This is a genomic window from Pedobacter terrae (assembly GCF_036946585.1).
GTDB classification, from domain to species: domain Bacteria; phylum Bacteroidota; class Bacteroidia; order Sphingobacteriales; family Sphingobacteriaceae; genus Pedobacter; species Pedobacter terrae_C.
Genome location: NZ_JAQIIV010000007.1, coordinates 89,733 through 102,513, shown reverse-complemented (window position 1 = coordinate 102,513; position 12,781 = coordinate 89,733). Strand labels below are relative to the sequence as shown.

Here is a 12,781-nt window from a genome sequence, read left to right as displayed (position 1 = left end):
GTATAATAGTTTGTTAACAAATTTAACGGTTCAAAAGTAAAAAAACATACAGATATATCCATAATATATCTATAAAATGCCAAAAAATAGAAGCGATTTCCATTCTGTATTGAACTTTGGCAATAGGTAAGCTTTTATAGCTACCGGCTAAAGCACTAATAATTAGGCCAACGCCCGCAATAATATGCAAAAGGTGCATGCCAGATACCACGTATATAAATGATATTGCGGCATTGTTTCCCACTAAAGTAGCTCCGGTTCTTACCATACTTCCCCAGGCATTGAACTGCATTATACCAAAGGCGACAGCCAATATAACCGTAATCCAAAGCATGTTGCGCTGTAAGCTAAAATTCAGTTTTTTTAAAGCCTTCGATGCTAACACCAAAGTGATGCTGCTGGCCAAAATAACCAAACTAGAGTAAATAAAAGCATCAGGTAACACCAAACCGTGTCCTTTTCCTTTTGAGGCGGCAAATACCAGGTAATAACTGGTAAAACCTCCAAACATAATTGTTGATGATACGACAAATAACCAAACGATAAATTTTCGTGGTTTTGGGTCAAACGTATCCTGCATCTTTTCCATTGTTAGCACCATAAATTATTTTGCTATAAAATTTAATAATAAACCCAACTGTACAGCCGGGATGTAAAAAAATGAACAGAACATCACTTTCCTGGCATCTGCCAGTTCTCTGCTCATTAAAAGTTTAAAAGCCAGCCAGCTAAAAATAACTCCGGCGATTAAAGATAAACCTGCAATATAATAACCGCCAAAACCATAAATGGTTGGCAATAAACTCACCGGGATCAAAATCAGCGTACTTAAAAAAGTCAAGAGTGCCGATGTTTTATCTCTTTTTTTCGTAGGCAATAATCTAAAACCTGCTTTCTTGTAATCATCATCCAAAACCCAGGCAATTGCCCAGAAGTGAGGAAACTGCCATACAAACTGGATTAAAAATAAGATAACAGCAATGTAATAATCAATTTCATGAAACATTTCGGCTTTTAAGCTACCGAAAGCGGCCAGATAACCAATAAGTGGTGGCAAAGCCCCCGGAATTGCGCCAACAAAAACTGCAATCGGCGATTTTCTTTTTAAAGGTGTATAGGCGAAAGCATATAACAAAATTGAAAATACCGATAATAAACCCGTTTCAAGATTTAAGTGTCCTAATAACCACGTACCTAAAAATGCCATAAAAACACCCAAAATCAACCCCTGCCCTGTAGTCATTCTACCAGCAGGCATTGGACGATCTTTGGTTCTCGACATTAATTTATCCAGGTCTTTCTCTATAATTTCGTTAAAGCAGTTTGCAGCTGCAGTAACTAAAAAACCACCAGCAATTAATATCAACCAGTTATTCCAATTAATAGTCGGAATAAGATTTCTACCAACCTGCATTTTCTGTCCGATCAAAAAGGAGATCGATGCCGAAAACACTACCGTAAACGATAGCCTGAATTTGATAAGTTTAGAAAAATCTGAAAGATATTGTTTCAATTTTCTTAAATATTATTGTTTATATGTACTTGTTCTGTAAACCAGTAAGTACAGGTAAAACTGTAAACTAAACAACAGCGTAGAGAACAAAATGTGCAGTGCCTGCGCTGCTGGTGGAAATGCAATATATGCTAAAGCTAAACCACTTAACAACTGAACAAAGAGCGTAACTAAAATAAACTTGGCCGTTAGTAATGGAGCAGCCTTACCGCTAAAACGGTCGATAACCATTTTATAAACTACACCGTTGGTAATAATTACCAAAATTGCTAAATCACGGTGATAAGAAAAAACACTGCCTACCCTCGAAATCCATGTTGCTTTTCCACTATAAGCCAAAGATTTTGCAATCACATCTATAGCTTCCCTTACTTCGGTACCCAAAATAATCTGAGCAATACTCACCACTAGTGTAAAGAACAAAAAGCCTTTTAGCCACAATATTTTGTACATGATTACCGATGGTACTTTATTAAGCTGTTTTGCATAATTGTACGTATATATAGAGATAGCCAAAATAACCAGTGCTAAAAGCATGTGTACGGTTACCACCCACTGTGCCAGATTAGTTGATACGACTATGGATCCCAACCAGGCTTGATAGCCCACAACGAAGATATTAAGTATGCTTAATACAATAATTCGTTTAGCCGTTTTCCGATAGGTGAAAGAATAAATGGCAGTTAGCAATAAAAAGATACCGGCAGCTACTCCGGCCAAGCGGTTCAGGTATTCGGTCCAGGTTTTGCCCGGATTGAATTCTTCTGGTATAGTAATGCTTTTATCATGCCTGATACTATCGGCAAGGGCTACTTTACCCATACTTTCCAGATACCTGGCAAACTTTTCATTCTTTTTTAACCTTCCAGCTACATACTTTTCTTTATAATTGGCTGGAAGTTGAGATACATCAGTTGGCGGAATATAACGGTCGAAACATTTTGGCCAATCCGGACAGCCCATGCCAGATCCGGTACTGCGAACAATACCTCCTGCAAGTACAACCAATAGCGTAACTATAATGGTTATAAGATTAATTCTAATGAAACGTTGTTCTGATCTGCTGACCATATATCTATTAAGATGAAAAGGGTATCCGGATAAGCAGAAACTTAATCAGATACCCCTTTAAAATTTTATGCTAAGCTTAAACTAGCCCTTGTTTTCTGTAACAGGATTAGCCAATTCCCAATCTTGCTGAATTTTCTCTGCTTCCTCATTTCCTTCAAAATCGTGAGGTAAGTTAGAACTCATGGTTTGAGAGAAAGGAACAGTTTGAGGAATAAAATCCGCATCATGTCCTGGCTTGCTGTAATCATACGGCCATCTGTAAACTGTTGGGATTTCACCAGGCCAGTTACCGTGTAAATGTTCAACAGGCGCAGTCCATTCTAAAGTATTAGATTCCCATGGATTTTGGGGAGCTACTTTCCCTTTAAAGATGGAATAAAAGAAGTTGAACAAGAACGCTACCTGAGCAAGAGCTGCCATAATAGCTGCCCATGTTACAAATACGTTAACGGTTAACCATTTCTTCATAAATTCGAACTCGGTAAATGCATAGTAACGACGAGGTACACCATCCAAACCTAAGAAGTGAAGTGGGAAGAATACCAGGTAAGCTGCAATAAAAGTTAACCAGAAGTGTAAATATCCCAATTTAGCATTCATCATTCTACCGAACATTCTAGGAAACCAGTGATACACCCCTGCAAGCATACCAAAAATTGCTGCAGATCCCATTACCAGGTGGAAGTGGGCAACAACAAAGTAAGTATCGTGTAAGTTAATATCCAAAGAAGCATTTCCTAAGAAGATACCGGTTAAACCACCAGAAATAAAGAATGAAACTAAACCGATAGCAAATAACATCGCTGGAGTGAAACGGATATTTCCTCTCCATAGTGTAGCCAAATAGTTAAATGTTTTTACTGCAGATGGTACCGCGATAATCAACGTGGTAATCATAAATACACCACCCAATAACGGATTCATACCTGTTACAAACATGTGGTGTCCCCAAACGATGAATGATAATACAGTAATACCAATTAAAGAGTAAACCATCGCATGGTAACCAAAGATTGGCTTACGTGCGTTTACCGAAATAACTTCAGAAGAGATACCTAATGCAGGCATAATTACGATATAAACCTCAGGGTGACCTAAGAACCAGAATAAGTGTTGCCATAAGATTGGCGAACCACCTTCATTTGGTAAAATATCAGTGCCCATTACAATATCAGATAAATAGAAACTGGTACCAAAACTACGGTCAAATACCATTAACACCACACCAGCTACAAGAACCGGAAAAGATAAGATACCTAAAATTGCAGTTAAGAAGAAAGCCCAAATGGTTAATGGCATTTTCCAAAGATCCATCCCTTTGGTACGCATATTTAATATTGTGCTGACATAGTTAATACCACCCATTAAAGATGACGCTACGAAAAGTACCATACTAATTAACCATAAAGTCATACCTAAACCAGAACCTGGCATAGCCTTAGCTACCACAGATAGTGGTGGATAAACCGTCCAACCTCCTGATGCCGGTCCTGTTTGAATAAAGAATGACGACATCATGATCACACAAGCCATAAAGAAGAACCAGTATGAAAGCATGTTTAAAAATGGCGAAGCCATATCCCTTGCACCTACCTGGAGTGGAATTAATAAATTACTAAAAGTACCACTCAATCCAGCGGTTAGTACAAAAAATACCATGATGGTACCGTGAATGGTTACCAAAGCCAGGTAAAAGTCAGGCTTAATACGACCGCCTTCAGCCCATTTACCTAAAAATGTTTCTAAGAAAGGGAAGTTCTGATCTGGCCATGCCAATTGAATACGGAATAAGATGGATAAGCCCATTGCAATTACCGCCATAATAATACCGGTAATCAAAAATTGCTTGGCAATCATTTTATGATCCATACTAAAGATGTACTTTGAAATCAAAGTCTCTTTATGATGCCCATGATCAGCGTGATCGTGATTGTGTTCGTCGTGTAATGCTATTGTTGACATAATTCGTTCGCTCCTGCTTAATATTATTTATTTAAAGCCATTTGGTTAGTTTTTACAGCTGATGAATCTTTAGCTGCTGAATCTGCTTCTGATTTTTCAGGCGCAGGTGCCACTGGCAAATTAAATTGTTTTCTTAAATCGTCATTTAAGTATGTTTTTTGTTCTGCAATCCAGGTTTTGTATTCAGCCTCTGATACTACACGAACAACTTTTTGCATGTTATAATGACCTGACCCGCAGATTTTAGCACATAAGAAAAGGTAATTAAAATTAGGATCGTTAGTTTCTTGCTGCATTTCTGCAGTAGTTTTTGTAGGCGTAAATTCAAATATAGTTCTCATACCTGGTACGGTGTTTAACTGCACCCTAAAGTGTGGCATATAAAAACTGTGAATTACATCTTTACTGGTGAGAATAAGTTTAACTGGTTTGCCTACAGGAAGCACCATCTCATCAGCCATTTCATCATCACGAGAATTAACATCTTTAAAATCAATACCTAATGTATTGGTTGCTGTAGTTAATTTGTAATTCTTGTTACCTACAATTCCATCAGCCCCCGGATAACGGATAGACCATTTAAATTGCTCAGAAGTAACCTCAATTTGTAATGGCTTGTTATTTGGATCTTCAACTTTGAAGAAGATAGATCTCCAGGTTAAGAAACCCATTAAAACCAACACGGTCAATACTAAGGCCGGAACAATTGTCCAGATTTTTTCGATGGTATTATTGTGTGGATAGTAGTAAGCCTTTCTCTTTGCAGAATATTTATAGATATAAGAAAATCCGAATAACAGGATGTGAGTCACTACAAATACGATAGTGGTAATGATTAATGTTAAATTAAACATTCTATCAATTTTCTTTCCGTGCTCAGATGCAGCATCAGGAAGTAACATTGATCCATGTACTGTATATTCCCAATATACTCCATACAAACCGATTACTAGAAACAATGCAAACAAACTTGCATGTACCCTGTTCCAGTTGATACCAACAGGTTTACCCTGTGCTTCGCGGCTTAACTCATATACTTTTATTGCTTTACCAATAATGGCAATGAATAAGCATACCGCAAGGAAAACCAGAATATAAAATATTACAGATTTATAAACCTCGCCCATATCAACTTTCGGTGCCGCGGCAGCACCTGCTGCTGCATCTTGCGCAAATACGCTAGTGTTTGCAAAAGCAGTAATCAATACTGCTAAAGCTGCGGTCGTTTTATTCGTTATAAACTTTCTTAAACTCATTTTCTTAAAAGTAGTACGCTGTACTGCTAATTATAATAATAATTAAATATTTGCTCTATCTTATCACCACTATAGTTGATGATGCAAACTTTCTTGTAATAATGGGTGATTCTTTGCAATTAAAGGCTTTTTGCTTAGTGATGATAAAACTGTAAAGGTAAACAATCCTACGAAACCTAATGCAATACCGATTTCTACAATTCCAAAACCATTATGACCATCTTCTACTGCACCTGGCATAATCATTTGATAATAATCTACCCAATGACCTAATAATACAACGATAGAAACGAATAATAATTTGGCATCGGTTCTTTTGTTATCTCTGTCCATTAATAATAATACTGGCGCTAAGAAATTCATGGCTAGGTTTAAGAAAAACCAGAACTTATAATATTCAAAACGTTTGTAGAAATATACGGTCTCCTCAGGCATATTTGCGTAGTAGATCAATAAGAATTGAGCAAACCACACATAAGTCCAAAAGATAGAGAAACCGAAAATAAACTGGCCCAAATTATGTAAGTGGCTATTGTTAACCCATTGCATATAACCTGCTCTTCTTAATAAGATCAGGATAACAGCGATAGTTGCTAAACTGCTTACCCACATTGCGGCGAAGTTATACCAACCGAACATAGTAGAGAACCAGTGTGCCTCTAAAGACATGATGGTATCAAAAGCAAATACCGGTGTAGTGAAACCATAAATCACCAGGAAGATACAAGCATTTTTAAAGCTCTTTCTATATGAATTTAAACCACCTGCCAAATCTTCATTATAAGAAAACTTAACAAACATGATTGAAAATATACTGTAAACACCTAAGAATACTACTTGGCGACCTAAGAAAAAAGGTACATTTAAGAATACCGATTTACCTGCGATAATAGCATCATAATTAGGACTGTTTTGATCTGTTAACCCTTCAGCATGCCAGTGATGATATAAGTTGTGTGAATATAATCCTGCCGAAATAACCACTATAAGAATTACAGCTGCTATAGGCAAAGTTTTCGCCATAGCTTGTGGTACACGTAAAATTGATGCAGACCATCCTGCCTGCGCTACATATTGAACAGCCAGAAAAAATGTACCAGACATACAAACGCATGCAAAGTAATATGCCATAAGCAACAGGTTAGCAAAAGTACGCTCATGCATTACTTTATCGCCAGCCAAAAAACCGAACAATACAGCTGCAATACCGATAACGATACCAACAATGCTTAACGTTTTTACTTTACCTGTAAACTCAAACTGTTCACTAAAATTAATATTGTGAGTTCCCATTTATATTTGCTTTACTATTGTCCTTTTTGTAATTGTTGAACATACATCACCACTTTCCAACGATCTGTTGGTGAGATTTGCGAAGCATGCGAGCCCATGTTATTTACACCGTATGTAATGGTATGATAGATTTTACCTGCGGTAAGGTCAACCATGTTACCACCTCTGGATGATGCACCGGTTTGATAAGCAGGCACACCACTAAACTTCTCGATTTTAACCAGGTGTCCCTGTCCATCGCCTTTATCTCCGTGACAAGGGCTACAGAAAACGGTAAATAAGTGTTTACCCTGGGCCAAATTAACAGTATCAACCGGTAAAGGATTTACCATACTCACTCCTGCTGCCTCATATCCTTCCTTAGTATTAGGATACTCGTCATACTCGGTGAAACCTACCGGCTTGGTATGTGCAGGTGGTAACTGAGCTGTTTTACCATCTTTAAAATTTTTGTTTGGTTGATCCGGATTGTAAGCAATCGGATCATACATGTTTCTGGCATATTCCAAGCCAGTACTGCGTTTATCTTTACAAGCAGAAAAGGTAGCTGCAAAAGCGATAGCTAAAAACGCCGTGTAAACAAATTTATTCTTATTCATAGCTAATGTACTTCCTTTCATTATACTTTATTTCTAAAGCACCTGCTTCTTTTAATAATCCATCAATTACAGTATGTGCTGCATTGTCTTTCGCATCTACTGCAATCACAAAGCGATCATCAGTAGCACGTAGATCCATCACTCTTGGTGCTCTTCCTGGAAATAAGTGAGTAGATGCATAATAAGTTAACACCATACCGAAAGCACAGAATAATACGGTAAGCTCGAACATTATTGGAATAAAATCCGGCAATGCGAATGATGGTTTACCACCTATGTTTACCCTCCAATCAATTACTGCGCAGAAATAAATCAAAGCGAATGCACAGCAAGTACCAGTAATACCAAAGCAAAATGCTGCGATATCGATTCTAGATCTTTTAATTCCTAATTTGGCTTCTATTCCGTGTATAGGCATCGGTGTATATACATCATAAATACTGATGTTATTTTCCTGAAGCTTTTCGATGCCATGCATCATTTCGTCAGGATCGCCAAAGCTGCCTAAAATATATTTGATATCACTCATTGTTATATTTTTGCGTAATCTTCTTGTTTAACACTATCAAATTTTTCTAAAGACTCTATGTATTCAGCAACATATTCTTTATTCTCATGCCCTTCTTTAATCTGTTTCATTTTAGCTTGCTCACTTGCAGTTTTTAATAATAATTTAACCTCTGCGATAGCGATTGATGGCAATACCCTTAAGAACAATAAGAATAAGGTGAAGAATAATCCAATCGAACCTACGAATACACTGATATCAACCCAGGTTGGATAGAACATGGCCCAACTTGATGGAATATAATCGCGGTGTAATGAAGTAACAATAATTACGAAACGCTCGAACCACATACCTACGTTTACCACGATTGATAAAATCCAGGTAGCTTTAATACTTAAACGGATCTTTTTGAACCATAATAACTGTGGAGAGATTACGTTACAAGTCATCATCATCCAGTAAGACCACCAGTAAGGACCTGTAGACCTATTGATAAATGCATACTGCTCGTATTCTGAACCTGAATACCATGCGATAAAGAACTCAGTTAAATAAGCTACACCTACTATCGATCCGGTTAAGATGATGATTTTATTCATCGACTCGATGTGGAACATGGTGATGTAGTTTTCTAAGCCTAATACTTTACGTGCAACCAATAATAAGGTTAATACCATCGCAAATCCTGAGAAAATCGCCCCTGCCACGAAATATGGCGGGAAGATAGTGGTGTGCCATCCTGGGATTACCGACGTTGCAAAGTCCATTGATACAATGGTGTGTACCGAAAGTACAAGTGGCGTAGAAATACCGGCTAAGATTAACGACACCGCTTCGAAACGTTGCCAGGTTTTAACACTTCCACTCCATCCAAAAGAAAAGATAGAATAAATTTTTCTGCGGGTACCTACTGCACGGTCGCGGATGGTAGCAATATCTGGTAATAAACCTGTGTACCAAAATAATAATGATACAGAGAAATAAGTAGAAATTGCAAACATATCCCATACCAATGGTGAGTTAAAGTTTACCCAAAGTGATCCGAACTGATTTGGTAAAGGTAAAACCCAATAAGCTAACCAAGGACGGCCCATGTGAGATACCACATAAGTTGCAGCACAGATAACGGCGAAAATGGTCATCGCCTCTGCCGAACGGTTGATGGAGTTACGCCAGTTCTGACGGAAGAGTAATAGTACTGCTGAAATTAGTGTTCCAGCGTGACCGATACCTACCCACCATACGAAACCGGTGATATCCCAAGCCCAACCAACTGTTTTATTTAAACCCCAAGCACCGATACCATTCCAGAAAGTGTAGCTTACTGCCACTACCCAAAGTAAAGCACCTAATGAGGCAACGATGAAACCAATCCACCAAGCCTTGTTTGGCTTATTTTCTACCGGCATCAAAATATCATCCGTAATTTTTGCGTACGTGATATTATCGCCGGTAATTAATGGTTCTCTAAGTATTGATTCGTTATGTCCTGACATAATTTGTATTTTCTTTATACTAAAGCTTACGCTTGTACTGTTGTATCTGTATTTCTAATTTTTGTCATGTAGCCGATACCCGGTTTCACATTGATCTCTTCTAATACGTAGTAGATACGCTCAGAACGTAACGCTTTTGAAACCTCTGAATTTGGATCGTTTGCATCACCAAATACAATCGCATTTGCTGAACAAGCTTCCTGACAAGCCATTTTAATATCGCCATCTTTTAATGGACGTTTTTCCAGTTTAGCTTGTAATTTGCCACCTTGTATACGTTGAATACACATTGAGCATTTTTCCATTACCCCTCTTGAACGTGTAGTTACATCAGGGTTTAAAACCAATTGGGTAAACTCGTTATTTAAATAGTTATCGAAACGTGAATCGTTCCAGTAGTTAAACCAGTTGAAACGACGTACTTTGTACGGACAGTTATTTGCACAGTAACGGGTACCTACGCAACGGTTGTAAGCCATGTGGTTTAAACCATCACTTGAGTGTACCGTTGCCAATACCGGACAAACGGTTTCGCATGGTGCATGGTCACAGTGTTGGCACAACATTGGCTGGTGAACCACAGAAACGTGATCTAAGTCTTCCAACTTAGCAATTTCTTTTTCTTTCGTTACATCACCATCCTTAGTTTCGTAGCTGTAATAGCGATCGATACGGATCCAGTGCATTTCACGACGACGGCGAACCTCATCACGGCCTACAACAGGAATGTTGTTTTCTACGTTACAGGCAACAATACAAGAACCACAACCTGTACAAGCATTCAAATCGATTGCCATTACCCAGTTGTTACCTGGTTTTTCATATTGATCCCACAGATCGTAATTTTTATGCTCGCCTTTTTCGTTACCGGCACCGGCATTTTTTAAGTATGCTGCAAATGTAGCTTCTTTAATTACCGCACGGCCTTCGAAAGAGTGGTGAGTTTGTGTTTGTGCAAGCTCATAGTAACCGCCTGTTGGAGTAATGGTTACATTCGTAGCATATTGCATGGTTCCATTTGCAAAAGAAACAAATGGGAAAGCATTTTTACCTACATCATTACCAGCCTTACCCGCTTTGGTACGGCCGTAACCTAATGCAATAGATGCAGTTCCCTGAGCTTGTCCTGGCTGGATTAATACCGGAAGGTCTACTGAATATCCATTGCTTCCTTTAACAGAAACCACATCAAACTCTTTAACCTTTAATTTTTCTGCTGTTTTAGGAGCAAGCGCAACAAAGTTATCCCAGGTTACTTTCGATACCGGATCAGGCAACTCTTGCAAGAATGCGTTGTTGGCATTTTTACCGTCACGCATTGGTACGTTTTCGTAAACCTGTAACTCAATCTGATCACCACCTTTAAAAGCTTTGCTGCTATTTGCAATTGAGGTAGCAACCTGAGCCAAAGATTGTGTGAATGAATAAGCTCCAGCAGGTTTAGCAGTCGAAGTAACCACACCTTTTTCTAAAACCTCTTCCCATTTCAAACCAACAGCTGGTAACATTTTAGCTTCCCAGTTGCTACGAACAAACTGATAATAGTCTTTAACAGGTGCATCAGCCCATGTCAATAAACTCTCTTCAGCCTGACGACTGTTGAAAACAGGATTAATGGTTGGCTGAACGATAGAATAATAACCTTCATAAGCGTTTGCATCACCCCATGACTCTAAATAGTTATGGTTAATGGCAATAGCATCACAAGCGGTAGCGGTTTCATCTGCACGATCTGCGAATGAAATTTTAGCAGGAACCTTCGCTAAAGCATCAGTAAATGCTTTTGTATTCGGAGCATCATAAACCGGGTTAGTGTTTAAGAATAAAACAACACCAACTTCGCCACGGTTCATTTCAGCAACTAAACCGTTAAATTCGGCATCATTACCAGCATATAAATAACAAGGATTATCTAAATCTATAGTAGTACCATAACTTCCAATAGCGGCATTAATGGCATTTACTAAAATTTGAGTAGAAACATCATTCGAACCACAAACTACAAGGCCTTTACCTTTAGCTTGTACCAGTTCTTTAGCCACTAATTTAATTACTTTATCAGCAGTGGCATTGCTACCCAATGTTCCACCAGGTAAGGCATTACCAGTAATGGCATTATACAAAGCAATTAAAGCAGGTCCCTCCTCCGATAATTTAACCGGTACACGGGTATCTGCATTGGTGCCTGTTAAGCTCATTCCACTTTCAAACTGAATGTGGCGGCTCATTTTTTTATTCTCTAACGATTTATAGTTACGATTAGCCGTATATTGAGCAGTAAACTCTTCTCCACTAATCCAGGTACCTAAGAAATCGGCACCGAAACTTACAATTAGATCAGCCTTATCAAAGTTGTATTTTGGTAAAACTGCCTTACCGAAACTGTTTTGATTGGCCTGGATCATACCAGTATAAGATACGGCATCATACTGTACCAATTTAGCTGCAGGGTATTTCGCAATAAATTGTGCAATAACAGCATTGGTTGACGGACTGTTTACCGTTGATGATACCAACCGGATTTTCTTGCCACCTGCCTGCGCTCTTGCCAACTCGCCTTTAACAAAGGTGTCTATTTTTGCCCAGGTAGTTTCCTCCACTTTTCCGTCTTTTACTAAAGCCGGTGCTTTTAGTTTGGATACATCATACAAATCTAAAACCGAAGCCTGCGCTCTCGCATCCGTACCACGGAAAAATTGACCCGCATTTGGATTTGGTTCAATTTTAATGGGGCGGCCTTCTCTCGTTTTAACTAAAATACTCTGGCCATTAAAGCTCGAAGTATAATAGTTAGGAATACCTGGAGTAACCTCTTCAGGTTTTACCAGGTAAGGAATAGATTTATGAACAGGAGCAGTTTGACAGGCTGCTAAAGTTACTGCACCTAAACCAAAACCTAACGCCTTTAAAAAGTCGCGGCGTGGGGTAACGGTACTTAACCCTGCTTCATTTAAAACATCTTCTATTGGAAGTGGCTCGGCGAATTCGTTTTTGTTATTTTTAACAAAATCGGGTGTATTATTATACTCCTCTAAGCCTTTCCAGTATTTTTTGTTGCTTTCCATTTAAGCTATATTACTGTT

Annotated in this window: 10 protein-coding genes; all 10 read right to left on the bottom strand. The window is 38.4% G+C overall.

What is annotated here, in order from left to right; translation table 11 throughout:
* Positions 1 to 22: 22 nt before the first annotated feature.
* The gene (locus tag PGN18_RS12080) at positions 23 to 589 is read right to left on the bottom strand and encodes a cytochrome c oxidase subunit 3 (RefSeq protein WP_335319752.1); all 567 of its coding nucleotides are present in this window, start codon (positions 587 to 589) and stop codon (positions 23 to 25) included.
* A 15-nt stretch (positions 590 to 604) separates the two neighbouring features.
* Complete coding sequence (gene cyoE, locus PGN18_RS12075) at positions 605 to 1,513, bottom strand: heme o synthase (protein ID WP_335319751.1); 909 nt, start codon at positions 1,511 to 1,513, stop codon at positions 605 to 607.
* Between the two features lie 12 nt (positions 1,514 to 1,525).
* On the bottom strand, positions 1,526 to 2,584 hold the full coding sequence (locus PGN18_RS12070; protein ID WP_335319750.1) for a COX15/CtaA family protein: 1,059 nt from the start codon (positions 2,582 to 2,584) through the stop codon (positions 1,526 to 1,528).
* Between the two features lie 81 nt (positions 2,585 to 2,665).
* Positions 2,666 to 4,546, bottom strand: a complete 1,881-nt coding sequence (locus tag PGN18_RS12065) for a cytochrome c oxidase subunit I (RefSeq protein WP_335319749.1) — start codon at positions 4,544 to 4,546, stop codon at positions 2,666 to 2,668.
* Positions 4,547 to 4,569: 23 nt separating this feature from the next.
* A complete protein-coding gene (locus tag PGN18_RS12060) occupies positions 4,570 to 5,802 on the bottom strand; it encodes a cytochrome c oxidase subunit II (protein ID WP_335319748.1) in 1,233 nt (410 codons plus the stop codon).
* A gap of 69 nt (positions 5,803 to 5,871) precedes the next feature.
* A complete protein-coding gene (locus PGN18_RS12055) occupies positions 5,872 to 7,095 on the bottom strand; it encodes a quinol:cytochrome C oxidoreductase (RefSeq protein ID WP_335319747.1) in 1,224 nt (407 codons plus the stop codon).
* Positions 7,096 to 7,109: 14 nt separating this feature from the next.
* A complete protein-coding gene (locus tag PGN18_RS12050; protein WP_335319746.1) occupies positions 7,110 to 7,715 on the bottom strand; it encodes a c-type cytochrome in 606 nt (201 codons plus the stop codon).
* A complete protein-coding gene (locus tag PGN18_RS12045; protein WP_293790258.1) occupies positions 7,687 to 8,223 on the bottom strand; it encodes a DUF3341 domain-containing protein in 537 nt (178 codons plus the stop codon). Before PGN18_RS12045 ends, PGN18_RS12050 begins: the two co-directional genes overlap by 29 nt.
* A gap of 2 nt (positions 8,224 to 8,225) precedes the next feature.
* Positions 8,226 to 9,698 carry an NrfD/PsrC family molybdoenzyme membrane anchor subunit gene (gene nrfD / locus PGN18_RS12040; RefSeq protein WP_205058115.1) on the bottom strand — a complete coding sequence of 491 codons (1,473 nt, stop codon included), beginning with the start codon at positions 9,696 to 9,698 and terminating at the stop codon, positions 8,226 to 8,228.
* Positions 9,699 to 9,724: 26 nt separating this feature from the next.
* Positions 9,725 to 12,763 (bottom strand): TAT-variant-translocated molybdopterin oxidoreductase, encoded by a 3,039-nt coding sequence (locus tag PGN18_RS12035; protein ID WP_335319745.1) that lies wholly within the window; start codon positions 12,761 to 12,763, stop codon positions 9,725 to 9,727.
* Positions 12,764 to 12,781: the final 18 nt, after the last annotated feature.

Bases quoted from the DNA above. Each gene is read 5' to 3' on its own strand.
- PGN18_RS12060 (WP_335319748.1), bottom strand. From the start codon at position 5,802: ATGAGTTTAAGAAAGTTTATAACGAATAAAACGACCGCAGCTTTAGCA.
- nrfD (WP_205058115.1), bottom strand. From the start codon at position 9,698: ATGTCAGGACATAACGAATCAATACTTAGAGAACCATTAATTACCGGC.
- PGN18_RS12055 (WP_335319747.1), bottom strand. From the start codon at position 7,095: ATGGGAACTCACAATATTAATTTTAGTGAACAGTTTGAGTTTACAGGT.
- PGN18_RS12080 (WP_335319752.1), bottom strand. From the start codon at position 589: ATGGAAAAGATGCAGGATACGTTTGACCCAAAACCACGAAAATTTATC.
- PGN18_RS12070 (WP_335319750.1), bottom strand. From the start codon at position 2,584: ATGGTCAGCAGATCAGAACAACGTTTCATTAGAATTAATCTTATAACC.
- PGN18_RS12050 (WP_335319746.1), bottom strand. From the start codon at position 7,715: ATGAAAGGAAGTACATTAGCTATGAATAAGAATAAATTTGTTTACACG.
- PGN18_RS12035 (WP_335319745.1), bottom strand. From the start codon at position 12,763: ATGGAAAGCAACAAAAAATACTGGAAAGGCTTAGAGGAGTATAATAAT.
- PGN18_RS12065 (WP_335319749.1), bottom strand. From the start codon at position 4,546: ATGTCAACAATAGCATTACACGACGAACACAATCACGATCACGCTGAT.
- PGN18_RS12045 (WP_293790258.1), bottom strand. From the start codon at position 8,223: ATGAGTGATATCAAATATATTTTAGGCAGCTTTGGCGATCCTGACGAA.